We start from the raw sequence: 18771 nt of genomic DNA, 5'->3' as shown, positions 1-18771 counted from the left end.
GTTTTTAGGCTGTGCTCGTGATAGGGGCATCGCTCGCCTGTTTCGCCTTTTTGCCCTTGGGCGCAGGCTCGGCCTTGTTCGGCGCAGTTGCCGCAATATCTTGGCCCGTCTCCGAAGTGCCACCGGATACGAGCCCGCGTGCGTTTTTTTCCGCTTCCAACAACTCCCGCATGCCTGTGTATTGTTGACGGAAAGTCTCGGCGATAACCCAGTAGGCTCCGAAAAGTTCATCGATCTTTTCATCTGTCACTGGAGCGGGCTGATCCGCATCGGCTTCGAAAATACCTTCCCACTCGATGATCCCAGCACGAGCCAGACCAACGGTGAGATATTGTTCAGCCAAGGCTTCACGCACATTGCTGTCTTCAAGGTCAGGTAATTCTGAACGCTCCACACCAACATCTTTTTCAGCGCGGTAGGCATCACCGAGTTTCTGCAGCTTTTGATTCATAAAGGCTCGCGCCTGATAAAACACAGCACTTGTGCAGGGCCGAACTTTCAGACGGACATCCAGTCCGACATCAATCCAATACGGTTCTTTGGGCAGGGATAATTTAAGCATTAGAGATAATCCTCCACATCATTGGTTAGCGTTATGGTCAGCATTTTGCCGAGGCTGGCGTCTTTTGCGCCTTGGAAGTCGTATGAGGCTTCAATCCCGCCCGGGCCATTAATACTGCGTTTTGGTTTGGGCAGATAAACTTCATGCGCGATGATCTGCAGCTTTCGATCTGCATCGATGGTGTAAGCCAGCTCAATATCAATCGGCGTTCCGGCTCTGGCTAAATCCATCAGCGTGTTATCGCCATAACGCACAGAAATAGACCCCGAAAGCGAACTCATACCGGGATCAATGCCCTCGACCTTGCCGTCATCACGGATAGTCTCAATCTTCTCCAGATTATTGCTGTAGGTCAGCGAGGCGGCCGTCACATCGGCAAGGTTTGAACCTGCACGTTTGATCGAGCCTTGGAATTGAGAAAAACGGCTATAAACCGCCTCCAATGGGCTGGCATCGCGTGTGCTGCTGGCTGGCGTTTCCCCCTGACCAATCAGGCCAATGGTCACTTGCGCTTCGCCTGATCGTTGAAAGTTAAAAGCACAGCTATTGGCGCGAACACCTGTAAAAAGCGGATAATCTGGCACATCAGGCAGACCAACTTCCAAGCTCAGGCTCGGTAAATTGACTTCGCTCGAAACAAAATCATGGGCGTAAGGGCCAGAGCCGTTGGTCGCAGGCGTACCAAAGAGTGCTTTCAGCCAATAGCCGATATTGCGAAGATCGACAGGCACAACAATATCGCCGTCCACATTGATCACGTCCTGAAAAGGAGCCGTAGGATCACGCCCTAAACCCAAAACGCTTGATTCAATCAAGCCTTGCTCAGAATCCAATGAGCTTGAGATGAACGGAACCACGTTATAATCGCCGCTTACTGGCGGCTGTCCGTATGCTGTTTCAAAGCCAAGCAAAAGCCGGGCATTCCAACCATAAGCGCGAGCCATATGTTTTCTCCTGTTTGTTTGGTTAAATGAGTGGGTTTGCCGTCACATACTCCAGCGTGACAGGCAGTGTGGCAGCCTTGATTGCAGCGGCACCTTCAATCGGTTCCGTCAGTAATTCAGGGCTTCCGGGGTTTAAAATGTCGATGACACCATCAAGCGTGCCTGCCGTTTCCAGCGCAGCGCCAATTTGTGTGATCAGTTGATCCAGATCAGTCTCACGCTGAGCGGCATCGGCGTTTTGTACAAACACCTCAATATCGGCGCGGTGCTTGTAAATGTAGCGCGGCGGTGAAAGCAGAATATCCGGCTCTCCGGGGTCACCATCACGCAGCATGACAAGCCCGGTTTCAGGAATAGCCGTGGTCAGCACTTCATTGCGAAGCACGCTGATACCGGGCAAACCTGTTTGCAGGCATAAAAAAAGGCCCTGCAGGGCCTGTTCGCGTTTCGATGTCATTTCTAATCTTTCCAATATTTGACGATCAGCTCAGGAATACGCCTGTGCCATTTTGCAGCTTCCGGCTCAAAACGGATGAGCTTTGGCATTTTGACTTGTGGCACCATCCAAAACATCACAACCGATGTGAGACCACGACCGGATTTCAGTGCTGATTGACTGGCCTTTCTAAAACCTCGCAGATCACCTGTTTTGCGGCTGTAAGAGGCTCGCATGTTTTCAGCAACAAGCAGCGATGGGCCATTTTTGCGGTAAACAAACCGCAGCCTGATCCCACGCGCCTTTTCAAGATTACCGGGCGTAACACGTTTGCCCAGAACCTTCTTTGGCGCATTCGGAGTTGGAATAGCCAGCCAAAAGCCATCTTTGCCTTTGATCACTTGGCCTTCTTCAAAACCCTCCATGATCTTGGCGGCTTTGGTATAAACCATGCCAGCGGCTTTCAGGCTTTTACCCTGCTTGGGATAAACATCACCGCGCCATGACTTTGCCAAACGTGGGCCAAGCCCTGCGGCTGTCACCTGAGCACGCATGCTGTTTTTAAGACCTGTTGTCGCTGTGCGGATGGCCCCAGTCACAGCTTGCTCGGCTTCCAGCAATTCAGCTTTTAGGTATTTGTCCAGATCACCACTTATGGCCGCACGCAACCTCATTTCAGAACCTCCATTTTCCACACCAGATGATGTGTGTCTTGGACAGGCTCGCCCTGAACACGGTAGCTTGCATCATCAAGGATGATTTCATCTCCGGCCTTTGGCTTGGCGATGTCCATTACGCGCACCTCCATCATGTTGGTGGGGGTGTGGATTTGCGCTTCCCGAAAATCAACGATCTGATCCGGTGATTTCATGATGATTTTGACAGGTATATCTTCGCCATTTACCCGGTAGAGCGCATCCAGCCCCAAGCGATCAAACAGCCGATCTACCGCCTGTTTGAAACTTGGGATCATGAGGCATTGTCCTGTTCATAGCGTTTCCAAGCCTGATCGCGTTGCTCTTGGCTGATATCACGATCCAGCACATCTTCCAGTGCTTTCACCAAGGGCTTGCCGTCCTTGCCAAAGCCGCTTTCATCCAGAACTGCGATGGCATCAATGATTGCCAAAATATCAGCATCAGGATCATCGGTTTTGGTTTCAGGGGTTTTGACCGCCGTTGATTTTCCAGCAGGCTCGGCAAAGCCACGCACAATCAGCGCTTTGGCTTCCGCATCGTCCAGCTTGATTGTCTCACCCGGCTGCACAGTGCCATCGGGCGTTTGAAGGGAGATTTTTACAATAATATTCATGTTTCTAACCTCCCTTAAGCGACTGTTGCACACAAAGATGCGTTAGGACGATACGGAACCACCAACGGCGCAGACTGCATTAGCAGCCAGCGAACCGCAGGGTCTTCTTCCAGCCAAGACTTGGAGAAATAGCGCAGAGCTTTGAAAGCCGCTTTTTCATCCATGATCATGCCGTAGCAGCGCGTTCCTTCAAGCTGACCTTGGCTGACCAGCAAGACCGTGTAATCCGGAAGCAAGTTTTGTGTTGTGCCATCATCGGCGACATAGACATCGTTATAGACATGGAAATCAAAATCCCCGATGGAGCCGACATAACGTGCTTTCTCATTGCCTTGACCACGCACGATAGGATCGGTGGAAATCGTCGCATTGGTACCGCGACGGATTTCAAGTTGGCCGACAACCTGCTTGTTCTTGCGGAAATGTCGCCATGCTTTCGGGTCCATAATCACAACACGCGCCACGGCACCGGATTTTTCCTGCACCAAACTGGCCCAGTCTTCCAGATGATCCAAAGCAGGCGCGTCCACGCTATCCCATTTGGCAGCACCTGTAAGTGCCAGTGTCAAAGCCGGGTCGCGTTTAAAATCAACGATCTTGGTCGGGTAATCTTCACCTGCAACGGTAACAGTGCCTTTAATCAAAGCTTCTGCTGCCATCACTTCTTCACGGCGTGTGAGATTTTCCAGCTGATTACGCAGCGAGCGACTGACGGCTGCTTCCAAACGCCGACTTGCGGGAAGAGAGCCACCAATCTTTTCACCAATGCTGCGTTTAAGCGGTGTATTGGCATCAAAGCGGCGCTTGTCCTTCACGTAAGCAGGCTTAAAGCTCTGGGTCGTGAAACCTTCATTGGCCACAACACGGCCCGCGACCAATGGCGAGACAAATGGTGCAAGGCGCGGCTTGGACTGATCAATGTCAAAGTGGATTTCTTCGGACTCTTCCGTCTGGATCGAGCCAAAGAAGGTGTCCAGCAAGAAGGAGGCTGGTCGCTCCAGATGCTCAACGGTGCGGTTCAGCACAAATGTAGAAAAAATATCAACCATGATTATACCTCCTGATTTTTGCGTAGAAAGATGGTGCAAGGGCCAACATTACGGAAGCTGTTCCAGACGCTCGTTGCATCATGGCCAGCACCGTAGGTCAGTGCATTGCTGTTAAATTCGCCTGAGTGATAGACAACGGCTTCGGCATCACCCGATGTGGTATCAATCGGCTCAGCCAGAATAGCGGCGGGCTTTTGTGATCCATCGGTCGCACTGGCGTCACTCAAGACATAAAGACCGGATGCCGTGATACGGCCCAAGACAGCACCGCGTGGATAGGCTGCACCACCTGTGATCGTCTCAATGCGTTGGACCGCAGGAAATTCACCTGCAACCAGATTATCCGGGGTATAGCCACCTTGATCGGTAAAGCCTCCAGCATGATTAGAATATGCGTTCATATCGATTTCTCCTTATCGTTAGTAAGTTGCCAGACGCTTGGCGACAGCTTCCTCGCTATCATCCTCTGTCTCGGGTGATGGGGTGATTTCAGGATTGGGCGTTGCTTCCATCGCTGCACTAAAGCCCGACACATCATCGCGTGTGGGCGTTTCAAGTGGAGCTTTGGATAAAACAGATACAGCAGCTTCCACTTCCATATCGGTTTCAAAAGCCAGGTGCTGTGCCAGCAATGTTCGGGCATTTGCCTCATCATGAGACAAGATGCCTTGCACACGACTGCGCTCTTTCGTGACACCTTGTTTGACCGCATCTTGTTCAAGACTGGCCGTTAAATCGGGATAAGCCTCCCGCAGGCTTTGGATATCATCCATGCTTTTCTCCTGTTGGTTTGGATTGATAGAATGCGGGGAAGGCTCTGAGACCGGATTGCCGCTGATTTCACTGAGGAGTTTCTCAAAGGAGCCGATACGGTCGGCCAGACCTTGCTTTACAGCAGCATCCCCAATGAACACATCGCCACTGCCGTAATGGTTTTGCACATGGCTGGAGGCCACGCCGCGATACTTGGCAACGGCATCCACAAAGACATCTGCCATCGCATCAATGCGCTTTTGCAAACGGGCACGACCATCATCCGTATCCGGATCAAGCCGCTTATAAGGGCTTTGTGAAGACACGACTTCCACCGCATCCTCGCCCTTATTGCCGCGATAAACGCCGACCACGCCAATGGAGCCAAGAGCACTGGTTTTTGACACCACGATCTCGTCAGCTGCGGCTGCGATCCAGTAGGCACCGGAGGCCGCATCGCCAGAAGCATAGGCAATGATGGGTTTAACCCCGCGTGCCTCATGGATCATGTCAGCAAATTCGGCGCAGCCATTCACTTCACCGCCCGGTGAATCGATGTTCAAGACAATGGCTTTCACATCCGGGTTCTCGACCGCTTGTGTGAAATCCTTGGCCAGCAATTCATATGAAGATGCGCCGCTCACCTGCGTAAACAGGTTGGCGTAACGAAAAAGCGGCCCAACCACTGGCAGGACCGCTATTCCATCTCGCATCTCAAGGCGATAACTGTTTTGCAGCTCTCGCCCCAGCTTGGCTGCAACCGCTTCAGGCGGTGCATTTTGCCTTGCGGCGATATCTAAAATTGTTGTCAGCGCCGATGATGTAATCGCCCATGGCTCATCAGCGGCTTTATTCCATACTCTCATCTTTATCATCCTGTTTTAGTGTTGCGGCCATGGCCGGGGTGCTCAGACCAAGCTCTTTCATCTTGGCTTGTTCACGCGCACGCTGTTCCAATACTTCTTCCCAGTCCAAGCCTTGTGAGGCACATTCTTCTTCCAAAGTGGAGAGGCCATTTTCCATGCGGATGCGTGAGGCTTCAGCTTCTTTGACCGGATCAATCCAGCCGCGACCGGGGCCAATCCATTTAGAGCGTGTCCATGCAGCGCGGTTTTGATAAAAGCCGGGCGCTTCGATCAGACCTTTGCCAATCGCTTCTTCCAGCCACAATTCATAGACCGGGCGTGCCCAGTAGGTTGCAAGCCATTGCCTGCGCCCCATGAAAAACCGCCATGCTTCCATAAGCGCGGCTCGCGCACTGGAATAGTTGGTTTTGGAAAAGTCCTTCATCAGCAATTCAAACGGAATGTTTAAGCCCGTTCCGATATGCCGCAGTACATTTTCAACAAACTGGCCGTATCCGCTATTGGGGCGGCTTGGCGTGAAAGGTGAGACCTTATCGCCCGGAAAGACCGGGATAATGGCACCGCCTTGCAAACGGACTTTCCATTCATTGCGGGCGGCGATGTAATCATCCACACTGCCACCAAACATTTCACCGATGGCCTCACTATCAAGCGGGGTTTCAATGAATGCCGCGATCATGGCGTTGACCACAGCTGCTTGCAGTTCGCTACGCTCATAATGATCAAGCATTTTGAACAACGGCATGATACTGGTCAGAAGCGGCTTGCCTCGGCTTTGTCCACTGCGTTCCAGATCGGCGATGTGCAGCACACGACGGCGACCGAATAGCGTTTCCACCGGGATGCGTTGCCAATCTTTTTCTGATCCCGCCGATAACAAATAATCACCGGGATGGTTTTTTCTGATCCAATAGGCTTTCGCGGCCCCATAGCTATCAATCTCAATACCACCGCGCAGCGACTTGGAATCAGGCTTGCCATCAGGATTACTGAGGCGATCTGGCTCTACCAGCTGCAGGACTGTTGAAAACCGACGCTCTTTCAACCAAAGCGGCAAGGCCAAGGCTTCACCATTGAGCATAGATGAGCGAAACACCTGAGATGTTAGTCCAGCAAAAGTCAGGGACTTTGCCGCATCACATTCCGTGGTTTCGGCCCAGCTGCGCCATAATGATTCCACATGGCGTGACCATTCATCAGCCCACGCTTTATCCTTTCCCAATGACTTATAATCTGGCTGTGCTGCCAATCGCAGCTCAGTGCCAACAACATTATCCGTCAGGGTCTGAAATGCACCGGAGGCCACGCCGTGATTGCGAACAAGGTCGCGTGAGCGTGATACCAAGGTGCCAAGTTCTGGTATTAAATCACTATCGGCAGATCCAGCAGGTGGCAGCCATGATGCCAACTCTCTGGCAGACAGGGATGCTGCCCGATGTGCTGTATCTGGCTGACCATTGCTTTTTGTCATGTTTAAAACTCCACATAAATTGCCTTGCGACCGGAACCTCCCTGTTTGCGTCTGATTTCCAGCTTCAAATGGGCAATGTATTTTTCCAGCTTGGGTGCATCTGCTGTCTGATAAGTGACCGCGCCATACCCGCCGATATTGACCGAGACTTCCTTGCCGCCTGTCATCAGCAGGTGATAGGCGTTTTCAGCTTCACCAAGACGGCTTTGTAATGTGGCCAAATCTGTCATTACGGTTCCTTACAAATACGGATCGTCAGCCATCTGAACAGGCCGCTGTTTCAAGCGCTCGTTCAAAGCCGTTGATTCCTTTTTTTCTGTTGGTTGGGTTTGACTCTGTGCCGCTGGCACAGGCTTGCCCAAGACTTCCTCCAGCTGCAGCCAATGGCGCTCGGAGAAACGATCCAATCCATAAATACTGGCGGCAGCGCGGGCATACACCCGGCAATCCAGTGCCTCATTATTGCGGGTGGGGTCTTTCTCCCACACAGCGCGGGGATAACCGCGATGCACCCGGATAATGCGTTTCTCAGCCGTCAGCTGTTTGAAATATTCTTCCGCATATTGCGGAAAGTGACAGCTTCCTGCCGGATATGGCATGCCGTCTTTCAATTCAGCCTCTGAGGGCCAGTCCAGTTTCAGCCAGCGGTAAAGTTCAACCTTGGCCACCGGTCCGGAAACATTCCACACCCGAAGACCGCGCCTGCGACCGCCAACATCGGCTTTTGAGACGCTCAAAATAAGCGCTGTATCCCGATCTTGACCTTTGATCGCCACGACAGTGCGCGGCTGGCTGGCTCTAGCACCACCAGCACCCCAAACAGCTTGGGGATGGCCTTTGGCCCATGCATAGACATCCTGCGTGGCATAACCAGAATCCACCGCCATCACGCGGATGGGCATGGTGTGTCCGGTTTCATGCGGCCAGTCGCGGCGCAAAACATCTTCGAGCTTTTGCCACACATCGCGGCGGGCGGTATCACCATCCAGCACGATGTAATCAACGGACCAGCTTTGTTTATCGCGGCCCCAAGCAACCACCTCACATTCAAGACGGTCTTTTTGCACATCCACGCCAGCGGTTAGAAACAACCCTGTCTTGGGCACAACGCCTTGCGCGTAAGTTTCCCGCCGCGCATAAAGTCGCTCCCAGTCTGGTGCTTCATGTTCTTCTTCAAACGGCTCACCCAGAACCGTGTTGACGAAACTCTTCATCAACTCCGGATGTTCCTTGGCTTGCTCAAACATCGCCGCTGCATCTGACCAGCTGAACCAGCCCACCGGGCTATAAAGGGAAGACAGGTGATAACCAACAGTCTGTCCATCACCTTTGGCTGTTGCCATCCACTGGCCTTTGGCAAGCATCTCTGTTTTGTGATGCTCTGCGATCAATTCCTCGCAAGATTCACATTCATACATGACATCTGAAGGCTTGCCTTCAGCCCAGCGGAGCTGTGAAAACCTTAAGGGCTGCTCATGACCGCAATGAGGACAAGGAACATGGAAATAACGTTGGTCTGAATTGTCAAATTCTCGGGCAATGCGCGATAATCCTTTCAATGTTGGTGTGCTCACAAGAAAAACCTTACGTCGCCCCTGAAATGTGGCGCTTCGGCGTTCTGCCAGTAAAATCGGATCGCCTTCACCCTCGACATCGCCGGGATAGCCATCCACTTCATCCATAAACAGATACCGCGCAGGCATAGACCGCAGTCCCACAGCCGAATTCGCACCTGTCATGACCAGAACACCGCCCGGAAACTCTTTCGACAACACGGTGTTGCCGGAATCTCTTGAGCGGGCGGGCTTCACCCGCGCTTTTAATTCCTTGGAATCTTCCAAAAGCGGGTCAATTCGCTGTTTGGAATTCCGTTTGGCCATTTCCACGGTTGGTGCCACAGCCATCATCGGACCGGGTGCCATGTGAATGACATAGCCAATCCAGTTATTGCCAGCTTCGGTCCCACCGATCTGGGCACCTTTCATAAACACAACCCGTTGCGCCCGTTTATGGGGCGAGAGCTGATCCATGATTTCGCGCAAATACGGTGTGCGTTCTGTGCGCCAGCGGCCGGGTTCGGCGGCGGCCTTGGGGGAAAGAAAGCGATATTCATCCGACCATTCAGAAATGGTCATAAAAGCATCTGGCTTTAATCCTTCAAACCAAGCCTGTTCAAGTGTTTGCGATCCATCGTACAAAGTGCCGTCATATCCATTATTGTTTGAAGTTTGCTTTGATCCCTCCAAGTTCTTCCAAGTGTTCACGGACATAACGCTCCAACGTCACATGTAATTGGTGGGCATCGGTCTCGAGTTCTGCTGCCATCTGGCTTGAAATCCTTGCAGGCCATGTTTGCCATGCATCGCGTTCCTGACGCGCAAGCCGAAACACATGGGCAATGGCCTCGTTGCGGTCGATAAGCTCACCTTTTAATTGCTTGAGGCGTACCCGGTTGGTTTGCGCCTTTAAAACCTCATTGGCGGTTTTGGCCTGCATGTAGGTCGTGCCGCCCGATGAAAATGGGGTGCCGCTTTCCTTCAAGGTTTCTTCAACGGCTTCCACCGCAGCCGCAGGAACTGGCTTGGTCTTTGCCGTCTGTTTTGTTTGTGGCTTCGCCGTGTTGGATGACCATTCCCGATCAGCGCGTTCTACATCAATAGTGCCATCAGGCTCAGCAGTAATGCGGCCTTGTTTCAGTGCCTTTCTGACGGCGGTATCACTGACACCGCGCTGCCTTGCATATTCTCGGATCGATACGCCCATATTCTTCGATTAATCCCTTGAATTGACTTGATAAGCCTTGGTTTCCAAGCGTTCATGAACACGTCAACAAGCAAAGGAGCAACCATGACAAACAACATAAAACACACCCAAAAAGACCAAATACTGGCGCAGATCGCCAAAGACGAACTGCACCTTGAAACCCTTGAGACCCGCAAGAGCGATAGCCTCGATTTTCACGACTGTGCTGTCTGGTCCATCAAAGCCGCATTAGAAGCCGCTTATGAAGCGGGCCAACAATCTGCCACCAAAGGAGGTAAGTAATGAGTAAGACCACCAAACAAGCCAAGATCATTGAAACGCTCAGCACCAAGGAAGGAGCCAGCATCGATGAGATGATGAAACTGACGGGCTGGCAAAAACATACGGTGCGCGGCGTTTTATCCCGAGTCATCAAAAAGCTCGAAGGATTTGAGTTGAGCTCAGAAAAACAAGACGCTGACCGCCGTTATTACCTTAAACCAACCAAGAAAAAGGAAACCCAAGCATGAGCAACCAAAATCCCATTATCAATAACGCCATCCAAGCCAACATGAACGCCATGCGTGACATGCTGGAAAAAGCGGCCACCCTCGCACAAGAGGGCTGCGGTTACATGGATGACGGCAATCGCAACGCTGCCATCGGTTCCATCATTGACCTTGATCGGCTGCTTGGCGATGCCAAAGCCTTACACGAAGCGTCACTCGCCCTCCACAGGCAGTGAGGCTTCGGCCTTGCTCCCAAGGCGGTCTTTTTCAACAGCCTTAAAGTCCTGACCGGTACCAGATAGCGTTGCTTGTAATCCGGTCATTTCCTGCCAGCGCCGCACAATCACATCCACATATTTAGGATCAAGCTCAATCAGTCGTGCCTGTCGCCCGGTATGTTCTGCAGCAATCAGTGTTGAACCAGAACCGCCAAAGGGATCGAGCACAATATCCAGCGTCTTGCTGGAATTTTTAATCCCGCGTACTACCAAATCAACAGGCTTCATGGTCGGGTGCAGATCGTTCTTCTGCGGTTTGTTATAAAACCAGACATCACCCTGATCACGTGCACCGCACCAGTAGCGGTCATTGCCATCTTTCCAGCCATATAGGATGGGCTCATATTGGCGCTGATAATCAGAACGGCCAAGGGTGAAGGTGTTTTTCGCCCAGATAATAAAGGTTGACCATTTACCGCCCGCATGGCGGAAGGCGCTTTGCAGCGTATCCAGCTCGCTGGAACTCATACAGATGTAAAGAGCACCCTTGGTATAATCCAGCATGTTTTTACAGGCTGCGGTTAAAAACGCCTCAAAGTCATCGCCCAGATTATCATTCATAATCTTGCGTCCGGCTTTAGCTCCACCTTTGGAGCGCAGCTTGTCTTTGGCTGTATCGCCGTAATTCACATTATAGGGCGGGTCGGTAAAGACCATATCGGCCAGCTCACCACCCATCAGTTTTTTCATGTCGGCTTCACTTGTGGAGTCGCCGCAGAGCAAACGGTGCTCACCCATAATCCAGATATCGCCTGTGCGGCTGACAGGATTTTCCTGTACTTCCGGAATGTTTTCATCAAGCGCGGCTGCTTCATCGTCATCCAGTGATGCCAATAAATCATCCAACTCCACATCGTCAAAGCCCAGCAGATCAAGATCGAAATCCTCATCGGCAAGATTTTGTAATTCTAATCGCAGTAATTCTTCATCCCATCCGGCATTCTCGGCGATTTTGTTATCGGCAATCACCAAGGCGCGGCGCTGATTTTCTGTCAGGTGATCCAGCTTGATGGTCGGAACGGTTTGCAGGCCGAGCTTCTTGGCTGCCATCACACGACCATGGCCTGCGATGATGATATTATCGCCGCCAACCAGAACAGGATTTACAAAGCCGAATTCAGCAATCGAGCCTGCAATCTGTGCGACCTGTGAGTCGCTGTGTGTGCGGGCGTTGCGGGCATAAGGAACCAGCTGCTCCAGCTCAATTTGCTGAACATTTAAATCCATTGTTAAACCTTTTTATATGTTAGTGACGTGCGAACCCGGGTGCGAACTGCGAACCTCTTTTACCGCCCTGACGCTAGCGAAATACTGCGCCCAGCCCGCCCGCATACGTTCCAGCCGCAGTAAGGACCCGTGGCTTGGTATGTGAGAGGAGCATCGATAAATGAGCGGTGTGAGGAAACAAAAAAGCCGCAATCAGACTGATGGCGGCTCGCTTGAATTCTTGACGGCTGCCTGTGCGTACACCGCTGCCGATTATGGTTCTTATAGTAGCCAAAAATGTTGCAAGTGTCGAATACTAAAGTGTTGCAACACTTTACTTCTGTCCTGCGTTCAAGCGAGCAGCAATTTTTGCCAGCGCAATACTCCATTTACGCCATGCTGTACTGCGATCACAGCCCAGCTCCCAGCAAATTGTTTTCCAGCGTCTGCGTGCAGCGCGATGCCAGATCAAGCGACGCTCTTCAACATCAACCCATGTGATCCAGCGCAGTGTTTGCTCCATGCGCGAGATGGCATCTGGTGTTGCCCGTAAGCGAAGCGGCATGGGTTCACCTGCCGCAATCTCTTCTGGGGTGCGGACAATCTCAGGCCATGCATTGAAATAGCCTTGCGCCCGCACAGGCGGTAGCTTTTTCAAAGTTGAAATAGATTCTTCAAATTGACCTGCCACGTCCTTTTCTGTCCAGTTATGCTCCATAAGCGCCTCCGTTGTTATTGATAATTTCGTTTAAAATTGCTGCATACCCGGCAACGTCGAGAATGCTGTCGTGATGCCCGGGGGTGCTGTTCAGTCGCGCCAGCTTCAGATCAATCAAACAAGTGATGACCTGTTCAGCACTCACATCCACGCCCAACGTCAGTGACCAGCGTTTGGCCACGTTTTCGAATAGCGGCTGGGGTGATCCGTAGCTTTCACCACGCTCTGCCAGTATTCGTGACGCTTCCTCCAAAAGTCGGTTGGCGTGTCTCATGACTGACCTCCGATCATCTGCTCACGGGCAAAATGCAGGAGAGCCAGAGCATCGGCTTCGTTGTCATCTTCGGGCAAATGGCCGAGGGCTTTGACGGCAGTGATAACAGCCTGCTTGCCAGCATTACCTTTGCCAGTGATGAACTTCTTGATCGTGCCGACCGGAACGCCTTCGTAAGGGATGCTGTGCTCCTCACACCATGCGGTGAGTGAAGCAAGAAAACCGCCATAAGCATGGGCTGCGTCGACACCAAGGTGTCTGCGGACTTCTTCAAAATAGACTGCGTTGATCGCACCAGACACATCGCGGGTCTCATTTAGCCAGCGTTCAAAGCGCAGGTAACGCATACCGCCACCCTCAAAACGACGGGGACGAAAATGCGCTGTGCCGCTCATGATGCGTCCATGTTTGTTGGAGAACGCCCATCCGGTAGCTGTACCCAGATCGAGACTGAGCAAAATGGGTTGATTAGTTTTTTCCATGGAGACCTCCTGTTTGGTTGTTGGGAAAGATGAATGAGCACCCTTGGGAACCCTCGACCGGGGAGAGTTGCGCCCATAGGGGCACTCTCTCCCGTAGGGAGAGGGAGTCTTTTTCCTAAACACTTCCAAACTGGCTAAGCCTTGAAATAAAAGGCTTTCCCGCCAGTTTGGGCAGTTTGGAACGAAACTGGATGACCAAAACTGGAATCTGGCCCGAAACTGCGCTGAAACCGTTGATATGGCTGGCGTTTTCCAGTTTTGGCAGATTTGCTGCAGTTTCAGATTCGGCCGAAACTGCTCCAGTTTGGGAGCGTGGCAGACCATTTTTCCCGGGTGGGAAAATTGGTTTTTGCGGGTGTTTTGGGGCTGGTTTTTCATGCCTGATCCTCCTCGTCATAAATCCACACACGAGGGTTCTCGACAGGCAGGACAGCGGCTGTCTGGCGGCATTTGTAATGGGTTGGATAGACCGCTTGCAGCTTGGTAGAGACTTCGCCTGTGTGCGGATCGACCATCTCTTCACCAGTGCCAAGATGCATATCTTCAACGCACAAAAAGCCGTATTTGGTGCGAGAGGGGCTGCTCAGGCCGTAATTGTCTGCATCCTTGAAAAACTTGACGTAGCCCTTGGTGGAGAGCACATCCAAGCGTCCACGAATGGTGTCTTTACCGCCAAGTCCGGCGCGGTTTTCAAACGCCTGACAAAACTGGTTCATGGTGTAGACACGACCAGCGCGAGATTCTGCATAGATGATTTCAAGGATCACATCGCGCTTGCGACGACGCTCCGCATCCAGCTTCTGGCCATAGTCACGATTGACCAAACGATCCGAACTGTATTCCATCTCTTGCCACGCACCATCGACCTTATCGATCACTTTTGAGCGCAGGCGCGGGCCATTTCGCAGCTCAAAAATCAGCTGGCGATAGGACTGATTTTCATCCGGCTGGAACATGATCAGCCCGGTGGTGTAATAACCGCGCAGGCTGCTGGCACCGGAGAGCGCCTGAAACGGGTCTTCCTCAAGCTGCTTTTTTTGGATTTTGCGTGTGTGGTGGGCAAGGATAATCCCAGCATCGGGATTAACGGCATCACGTAAGGCATCGAGCCGTTGCTGCAGGAAGAACAGCATCGCGGCGTTATCATTCTCACCGGCATCGCTATCGCCGCCGTCAAACACATTGCGCAGCGGATCAACGACGATAATATCAACCCCAAGATCGGCAAAATGGCTGCGAATGGCCTCACAGGTGGCCGCCACGCCATGCTCATTGAGCAGCATCTTGAATTGCGGTGTGACAACCAGATTTTTGCGGACCAGTGGAAGCAGGTTTTTATCAAACGCCATGTTTTGCAAGCGCTCGCGCAAATAGTGATAGCCAATCTCTGCCTGCAGATAAAATATCCGCAAAGGGCGTGGTGGCTTCATGCCAAGAAATGGAACGCCTGCCGCCATATGAGCCAGCAGCGAGAGTAGAAAATCACTCTTGCCGACCTTTGGCGCACCACCAAAGACCATAAGTCCGCCCGGCGTTAACACACGCGGTAGGATCAAATCTTCTGGCATGGGCGATGTGTCATCCAGAAAATGCCCAACCGTGAAGGCAGGCACAGCGGTGACAGCGGCTTTTTCGGTTTTAATGCACGCAGCAATAAAAGCGCGTATGTCCAAACCCTCAGACACAGCATCGGCTGCGTCCCATTTCTCAGGCTTATCACTTGGTACATCCAAAATGGTGAGCGAAGCGGTTACGCCTTGTGCGCCAAGATATGCGCTAACGGCTTCGGCATAAGCGCGACCAGCCTCATCATGATCCGGCCAGATCAGTAGGTGTTTGCCTTTGAGCGGTGACCAGTCAGTTTTTTCGGGCGGGGCTTTCGCGCCATTCATTGCAGTTGTGGCAGTGATGCCATGAGCCATCAAAGCTTCGGCAGCTTTTTCACCTTCGACCAGAACCACATGCTGGTTTTCCATGAGGCCCGGCTGATTAAAGAGAGGTCTTGGTGTGGGAGCGCGATGTTTTTTTGCCAGCACATCCCATGGCCTGAATTCCTTGCCGTCGGCTGTGTCATAGCGATAGACGCAGGCAATCAGCTTGCCATCGCCATCCAGATAGTCCCATTTGGCCGTGTAAGGGCCAAGTTCATCCTCGGGGATATGTTTGGCAGGTTTGGCTTGATTAGCAGGTATCGGCGCGGGCGAAGACAATCCCAGCCATTCACTGGCTGAACTGACCACCTGTGGGAACTGATGTTTGGTATCCAGATTGTGACAAGCAGCCCACAGATCAAAGATGTCTCCACCTTCGCCCGTGGCAAAATCATGCCACATGCCAGCCTTGCCGCTATTCAGCTCAATCTTGAGGCTATCACCTTTATTACCTTGAATATCACCGATCTCATACACGCCTCGCTTGATGCGGCCTGCAGGCAGCAAATAAGACAAGACTTGATCCAGACGTCCAATCAGTTGCTGACGGATATCATCCGTAGGGACAGCAGTGTCTTTAAATTCCGGATATTGGCTTGGCGCATCGTTGAAATCGGACCAGCTTGTCGTCATGCAGGTACCTCCCAACAACGGTTGCGGTAGGCACAGAAACGACATTCAAAATGTTCGGGATCAGCGGTATGACGCGGCAATAATTCACCAGAATCGGCTGCTTTTAAGATGGTAACCGCACGATCACTGACCTTTTGAGCAAGGCTCGCATCAAAAGCAACAAGCTCAAAATGCAGCTCTGCCGTATCTTTATTAATGGCCGTGAATAGCGCCGGGCTCTTACTAATGCCCGGCACACTGCCTTCCATATAGGCTTGGTAGGTGGCCATCTGCGCGGCATAGACAGGCTTTGATTTAGCAACGCCGCGTTTGACGGTATCTTTCCATGACTTGGCATTGAGCGACTTGCACTCCCAAAGCATCGGGAATGTCAGGCCTAGCGCCTCGGGTGCGCCATTAATAATGCCGTCAACATGACCACGGATGCGGCCATCAGCGACAGAAAATCCAAACTGATAGCCATTCGGCTTTTCAGTGAAGAGCTCAAACCCGGCAAGGCGCAGCCAGCGAATGGCCAGATCTTCAAACACATGGCCTGCGGCAAATATCCGCAATGTCTGCCCGGAAAAACCTTCGTCTTTGGGCGTGTTGGTATATTCGTACTGTAATTTGCGGCTGCAGTTTTCCCCGAGGCGGGAAGCCCCCAGATAATCGCGTTCTGGCTGGGTTTTATGTTCCGCGCACAGTGCCTGATCAATCAATTCAGACACACGCTCGGTAAAACTGGGCCTGTGATTAAAATCAAGCATCTAAAACGGAATCTCCTCCGAGCCTTTGGAAAGCTCGTCCATGTAAGCAGTCACAACGACTTCGATCAGCGTCAGGACTTGCTCACGGGTTAAATCTTGGAAGGCTTTGTCAGTGCCAATCTCGGCGACATATTCGCCAAGGGGACGCAGAGCCTTATTCATGCAGTCACGTTCGAAATCGGTGGGATCAATCATGCGGCGACCCTCCCGTTTTCAATGACCTGACGGATGGCCGTGTTGTTAAACCGCATGGTCATCAGCGCGGATGCCTTGTAACGGGTCAGGCTGTAATCATTGCGATATTCAGGAGGGAGGTGACGCAGCTGTTTTTCGGTGGCAGGCTGGTGCAACCAGTTCTTGGTTTTGTGAGCAGCGCTCTCGGTTTCAAACAGGTTGATCCAGTCATCGGCTGCGGCGAAGCACACAATACGCTCACCGGCAGCCAAGAGCTTAACCGCGTGGTTTTTGCGACCACCAACGGCGTACCATTCGCCATCACGGTAAAAGACGCCGCCCCAAGCCTCAAAGCCAGTCGCAATGAAATACTGATCATCGCCGCGCAAATCGCACCAAAGGAAGCTGGAGCGTTTGAGAATGTCGATCTCCGTCATGTGGAAATCGGCGGTCTGTGTGGTGTCAGCCTCGGGCTGGCCTTCCCAGATATAGCCACATAACAGACATTCCTTACTGGCGAGCGGCACATCAGCACCGCATTCCGGGCAGTCTTTATAGGGCGCATCGCCTTCAATAAACTGGTCGTCCAGCTGGACTTCCTGTTCCAGCGAGCCATGCATCAGTGTCGATGTGCCGAAGTCCAGCACAACGCAGTCTTTTTTGATGATGCCGGGGAACTCAGCCGGGTCGACTGTTCGCAACCCACGCCCAATCATCTGGATCATTGTGGATTTGTAGGAACTTGGTCGCAGTAAAACGATGCAGGATGTTGGCGGGTGATCCCAGCCTTCAGTCAGTACCGCGACATTCACGATGACTTGCAGATCGCCTTTGCCGTAAGCTGCCAAGGTATCAGCGCGATCTGTTTCACTCATATCACCCCAGATCATTCCTGTGGCGAAGCCCGCGCTGATAAAGCTGGCCATGACATCCCGCGCATGCTCAACGGTCGAGCAAAATACAACGGTTTGACGGTCTCCGGCTTTTTCTTTCCAGTGCTGAACCACCGCATCATTGATGGGGCGCGTGTTCATGATGTCGGCAACCGCGCCCATATCATAATCAAGAGCGGTTTTACGGACTTTACTCAGTTCTTCCTGAACACCAACATTCATGACAAAGGTGCGTGGCGGCACAAGGTGACCGGACGCGATCAGCTCTTTGACCGTGATTTGGTCCGACACATTGGAGAAGATCGGGCGCAGACCTTTTTTATCACCACGGTTCGGCGTGGCGGTCATGCCCAGCAGCTTCATGTTTGGATTGATGTTTTGAGCGTGCTCAATCACCCGCATATAGCTGTCAGCCCGGGCGTGATGTGCTTCATCAATCACCAATGCGTCAAGTGGTGGCAATGAGTGTAGATTGCTCTCCCGCGAGAGGGTTTGCACCATGGCAAAAGCCACTTGGCCATCCCAGCTTTTCTCATTCGCATTAAAAATGCTGGTGGAGAGCGATGGATTTACGCGCTTGAACTTCCCTTCATTTTGAAAGGTCAACTCATCACGGTGAGCAAGCACGCAGGCACGCTCAATATCGCGATCAAACATGCGCCCCAGCACTGCTGAGAGCATGATTGTCTTGCCTGCACCTGTTGGCGCGACTGCAAGTGTATTGCCGTGGGTATAAAGCGCATCAACGGTCTTAGAGACGAGCTCCTTTTGTCTTGGTCTGAGTAACATG

24 protein-coding genes are annotated in these 18771 nt (G+C 52.2%); 3 read left to right on the top strand and 21 right to left on the bottom strand.

All coding sequences use genetic code 11. The features are described 5' to 3' along the window. Positions 1-4 precede the first annotated feature (4 nt). The 13 genes from PUV47_RS08600 to PUV47_RS08540 all read right to left on the bottom strand — a co-directional run bounded on the left by PUV47_RS08600 (position 5) and on the right by PUV47_RS08540 (position 10155). Positions 5-451 (bottom strand): hypothetical protein, encoded by a 447-nt coding sequence (locus tag PUV47_RS08600; protein WP_274218112.1) that lies wholly within the window; start codon positions 449-451, stop codon positions 5-7. Positions 452-561: 110 nt separating this feature from the next. Beyond that, a complete protein-coding gene (locus PUV47_RS08595) occupies positions 562-1506 on the bottom strand; it encodes a phage tail tube protein (protein WP_274218111.1) in 945 nt (314 codons plus the stop codon). 22 nt (positions 1507-1528) lie between these two features. Further along, the gene (locus PUV47_RS08590) at positions 1529-1963 is read right to left on the bottom strand and encodes a hypothetical protein (protein WP_274218110.1); all 435 of its coding nucleotides are present in this window, start codon (positions 1961-1963) and stop codon (positions 1529-1531) included. Between the two features lie 2 nt (positions 1964-1965). Continuing rightward, positions 1966-2616, bottom strand: coding sequence for a DUF6441 family protein (locus PUV47_RS08585; protein ID WP_274218109.1), 651 nt, complete (start codon positions 2614-2616; stop codon positions 1966-1968). Then, complete coding sequence (locus PUV47_RS08580) at positions 2613-2915, bottom strand: head-tail joining protein (RefSeq protein WP_274218108.1); 303 nt, start codon at positions 2913-2915, stop codon at positions 2613-2615. The genes PUV47_RS08585 and PUV47_RS08580 overlap by 4 nt, the downstream gene beginning before the upstream one ends. Beyond that, on the bottom strand, positions 2912-3253 hold the full coding sequence (locus PUV47_RS08575; RefSeq protein ID WP_274218107.1) for a hypothetical protein: 342 nt from the start codon (positions 3251-3253) through the stop codon (positions 2912-2914). Before PUV47_RS08575 ends, PUV47_RS08580 begins: the two co-directional genes overlap by 4 nt. A gap of 14 nt (positions 3254-3267) precedes the next feature. Continuing rightward, a complete protein-coding gene (locus PUV47_RS08570) occupies positions 3268-4302 on the bottom strand; it encodes a major capsid protein (RefSeq protein ID WP_274218106.1) in 1035 nt (344 codons plus the stop codon). Between the two features lie 2 nt (positions 4303-4304). Then, positions 4305-4703, bottom strand: a complete 399-nt coding sequence (locus PUV47_RS08565; protein ID WP_274218105.1) for a head decoration protein — start codon at positions 4701-4703, stop codon at positions 4305-4307. Positions 4704-4721: 18 nt separating this feature from the next. Continuing rightward, positions 4722-5921: a S49 family peptidase gene (locus PUV47_RS08560; RefSeq protein ID WP_274218104.1), complete on the bottom strand. Its 1200-nt coding sequence runs from the start codon at positions 5919-5921 to the stop codon at positions 4722-4724. Beyond that, the gene (locus tag PUV47_RS08555) at positions 5905-7392 is read right to left on the bottom strand and encodes a phage portal protein (RefSeq protein ID WP_274218103.1); all 1488 of its coding nucleotides are present in this window, start codon (positions 7390-7392) and stop codon (positions 5905-5907) included. Before PUV47_RS08555 ends, PUV47_RS08560 begins: the two co-directional genes overlap by 17 nt. 2 nt (positions 7393-7394) lie before the next feature. Beyond that, a complete protein-coding gene (gene gpW, locus PUV47_RS08550) occupies positions 7395-7622 on the bottom strand; it encodes a gpW family head-tail joining protein (protein ID WP_274218101.1) in 228 nt (75 codons plus the stop codon). A 9-nt stretch (positions 7623-7631) separates the two neighbouring features. Beyond that, positions 7632-9527 (bottom strand): phage terminase large subunit family protein, encoded by a 1896-nt coding sequence (locus PUV47_RS08545; protein ID WP_274218100.1) that lies wholly within the window; start codon positions 9525-9527, stop codon positions 7632-7634. Between the two features lie 79 nt (positions 9528-9606). After that, on the bottom strand, positions 9607-10155 hold the full coding sequence (locus PUV47_RS08540; protein WP_274218099.1) for an elements of external origin: 549 nt from the start codon (positions 10153-10155) through the stop codon (positions 9607-9609). An 84-nt stretch (positions 10156-10239) separates the two neighbouring features. On the opposite strand from PUV47_RS08540, the gene PUV47_RS08535 reads away from it, so the two are divergent. The 3 genes from PUV47_RS08535 to PUV47_RS08525 are packed head-to-tail and all read left to right on the top strand — an operon-like array spanning position 10240 to position 10879. After that, positions 10240-10437: a DUF6900 domain-containing protein gene (locus tag PUV47_RS08535; RefSeq protein ID WP_274218098.1), complete on the top strand. Its 198-nt coding sequence runs from the start codon at positions 10240-10242 to the stop codon at positions 10435-10437. Then, on the top strand, positions 10437-10664 hold the full coding sequence (locus PUV47_RS08530) for a DUF3489 domain-containing protein (RefSeq protein WP_274218097.1): 228 nt from the start codon (positions 10437-10439) through the stop codon (positions 10662-10664). Before PUV47_RS08535 ends, PUV47_RS08530 begins: the two co-directional genes overlap by 1 nt. Next, positions 10661-10879, top strand: coding sequence for a hypothetical protein (locus PUV47_RS08525; protein ID WP_274218096.1), 219 nt, complete (start codon positions 10661-10663; stop codon positions 10877-10879). Before PUV47_RS08530 ends, PUV47_RS08525 begins: the two co-directional genes overlap by 4 nt. Here PUV47_RS08525 and PUV47_RS08520 read toward each other — a convergent pair. The 8 genes from PUV47_RS08520 to PUV47_RS08485 all read right to left on the bottom strand — a co-directional run bounded on the left by PUV47_RS08520 (position 10856) and on the right by PUV47_RS08485 (position 18770). Further along, positions 10856-12148, bottom strand: coding sequence for a site-specific DNA-methyltransferase (locus PUV47_RS08520; protein WP_274218095.1), 1293 nt, complete (start codon positions 12146-12148; stop codon positions 10856-10858). The two genes, PUV47_RS08525 and PUV47_RS08520, sit on opposite strands and share 24 nt — an antisense overlap. Before the next feature lie 313 nt (positions 12149-12461). Beyond that, on the bottom strand, positions 12462-12845 hold the full coding sequence (locus PUV47_RS08515) for a DUF6362 family protein (RefSeq protein WP_274218094.1): 384 nt from the start codon (positions 12843-12845) through the stop codon (positions 12462-12464). Then, entirely contained in the window at positions 12835-13119 is a 285-nt protein-coding gene (locus PUV47_RS08510) for a DUF6378 domain-containing protein (RefSeq protein ID WP_274218093.1), read from the bottom strand. The genes PUV47_RS08515 and PUV47_RS08510 overlap by 11 nt, the downstream gene beginning before the upstream one ends. After that, entirely contained in the window at positions 13116-13601 is a 486-nt protein-coding gene (locus PUV47_RS08505) for a crossover junction endodeoxyribonuclease RuvC (protein ID WP_274218092.1), read from the bottom strand. Before PUV47_RS08505 ends, PUV47_RS08510 begins: the two co-directional genes overlap by 4 nt. A 374-nt stretch (positions 13602-13975) precedes the next feature. Next, positions 13976-16165, bottom strand: a complete 2190-nt coding sequence (locus PUV47_RS08500) for an AAA family ATPase (RefSeq protein ID WP_274218090.1) — start codon at positions 16163-16165, stop codon at positions 13976-13978. Beyond that, positions 16162-16914 carry a PD-(D/E)XK nuclease family protein gene (locus PUV47_RS08495; protein WP_274218089.1) on the bottom strand — a complete coding sequence of 251 codons (753 nt, stop codon included), beginning with the start codon at positions 16912-16914 and terminating at the stop codon, positions 16162-16164. The genes PUV47_RS08500 and PUV47_RS08495 overlap by 4 nt, the downstream gene beginning before the upstream one ends. After that, the gene (locus PUV47_RS08490; protein ID WP_274218088.1) at positions 16915-17109 is read right to left on the bottom strand and encodes a DUF6511 domain-containing protein; all 195 of its coding nucleotides are present in this window, start codon (positions 17107-17109) and stop codon (positions 16915-16917) included. It lies immediately after the preceding gene. Further along, a complete protein-coding gene (locus PUV47_RS08485; RefSeq protein WP_274218087.1) occupies positions 17106-18770 on the bottom strand; it encodes a DEAD/DEAH box helicase in 1665 nt (554 codons plus the stop codon). The genes PUV47_RS08490 and PUV47_RS08485 overlap by 4 nt, the downstream gene beginning before the upstream one ends. Position 18771: the final 1 nt, after the last annotated feature.

Origin of the sequence: Pseudovibrio exalbescens, assembly GCF_028737195.1 — a bacterium.
Classification (GTDB): Bacteria; Pseudomonadota; Alphaproteobacteria; order Rhizobiales; family Stappiaceae; genus Pseudovibrio; species Pseudovibrio zosterae.
This window is presented reverse-complemented; position numbering and strand designations above follow the sequence as displayed.

What these genes read in the sequence shown, in the direction of transcription:
- PUV47_RS08525 (WP_274218096.1), top strand. Translation starts at nt 10,661, where the DNA reads ATGAGCAACCAAAATCCCATTATCAATAACGCCATCCAAGCCAACATG.
- PUV47_RS08490 (WP_274218088.1), bottom strand. Translation starts at nt 17,109, where the DNA reads ATGATTGATCCCACCGATTTCGAACGTGACTGCATGAATAAGGCTCTG.
- PUV47_RS08570 (WP_274218106.1), bottom strand. Translation starts at nt 4,302, where the DNA reads ATGGTTGATATTTTTTCTACATTTGTGCTGAACCGCACCGTTGAGCAT.
- PUV47_RS08510 (WP_274218093.1), bottom strand. Translation starts at nt 13,119, where the DNA reads ATGAGACACGCCAACCGACTTTTGGAGGAAGCGTCACGAATACTGGCA.
- PUV47_RS08545 (WP_274218100.1), bottom strand. Translation starts at nt 9,527, where the DNA reads ATGACCATTTCTGAATGGTCGGATGAATATCGCTTTCTTTCCCCCAAG.
- PUV47_RS08555 (WP_274218103.1), bottom strand. Translation starts at nt 7,392, where the DNA reads ATGACAAAAAGCAATGGTCAGCCAGATACAGCACATCGGGCAGCATCC.
- PUV47_RS08580 (WP_274218108.1), bottom strand. Translation starts at nt 2,915, where the DNA reads ATGATCCCAAGTTTCAAACAGGCGGTAGATCGGCTGTTTGATCGCTTG.
- PUV47_RS08585 (WP_274218109.1), bottom strand. Translation starts at nt 2,616, where the DNA reads ATGAGGTTGCGTGCGGCCATAAGTGGTGATCTGGACAAATACCTAAAA.
- PUV47_RS08575 (WP_274218107.1), bottom strand. Translation starts at nt 3,253, where the DNA reads ATGAATATTATTGTAAAAATCTCCCTTCAAACGCCCGATGGCACTGTG.
- PUV47_RS08540 (WP_274218099.1), bottom strand. Translation starts at nt 10,155, where the DNA reads ATGGGCGTATCGATCCGAGAATATGCAAGGCAGCGCGGTGTCAGTGAT.
- PUV47_RS08485 (WP_274218087.1), bottom strand. Translation starts at nt 18,770, where the DNA reads ATGTTACTCAGACCAAGACAAAAGGAGCTCGTCTCTAAGACCGTTGAT.
- PUV47_RS08535 (WP_274218098.1), top strand. Translation starts at nt 10,240, where the DNA reads ATGACAAACAACATAAAACACACCCAAAAAGACCAAATACTGGCGCAG.
- PUV47_RS08595 (WP_274218111.1), bottom strand. Translation starts at nt 1,506, where the DNA reads ATGGCTCGCGCTTATGGTTGGAATGCCCGGCTTTTGCTTGGCTTTGAA.
- PUV47_RS08565 (WP_274218105.1), bottom strand. Translation starts at nt 4,703, where the DNA reads ATGAACGCATATTCTAATCATGCTGGAGGCTTTACCGATCAAGGTGGC.
- PUV47_RS08560 (WP_274218104.1), bottom strand. Translation starts at nt 5,921, where the DNA reads ATGAGAGTATGGAATAAAGCCGCTGATGAGCCATGGGCGATTACATCA.
- gpW (WP_274218101.1), bottom strand. Translation starts at nt 7,622, where the DNA reads ATGACAGATTTGGCCACATTACAAAGCCGTCTTGGTGAAGCTGAAAAC.
- PUV47_RS08520 (WP_274218095.1), bottom strand. Translation starts at nt 12,148, where the DNA reads ATGGATTTAAATGTTCAGCAAATTGAGCTGGAGCAGCTGGTTCCTTAT.
- PUV47_RS08505 (WP_274218092.1), bottom strand. Translation starts at nt 13,601, where the DNA reads ATGGAAAAAACTAATCAACCCATTTTGCTCAGTCTCGATCTGGGTACA.
- PUV47_RS08600 (WP_274218112.1), bottom strand. Translation starts at nt 451, where the DNA reads ATGAATCAAAAGCTGCAGAAACTCGGTGATGCCTACCGCGCTGAAAAA.
- PUV47_RS08515 (WP_274218094.1), bottom strand. Translation starts at nt 12,845, where the DNA reads ATGGAGCATAACTGGACAGAAAAGGACGTGGCAGGTCAATTTGAAGAA.
- PUV47_RS08530 (WP_274218097.1), top strand. Translation starts at nt 10,437, where the DNA reads ATGAGTAAGACCACCAAACAAGCCAAGATCATTGAAACGCTCAGCACC.
- PUV47_RS08500 (WP_274218090.1), bottom strand. Translation starts at nt 16,165, where the DNA reads ATGACGACAAGCTGGTCCGATTTCAACGATGCGCCAAGCCAATATCCG.
- PUV47_RS08495 (WP_274218089.1), bottom strand. Translation starts at nt 16,914, where the DNA reads ATGCTTGATTTTAATCACAGGCCCAGTTTTACCGAGCGTGTGTCTGAA.
- PUV47_RS08590 (WP_274218110.1), bottom strand. Translation starts at nt 1,963, where the DNA reads ATGACATCGAAACGCGAACAGGCCCTGCAGGGCCTTTTTTTATGCCTG.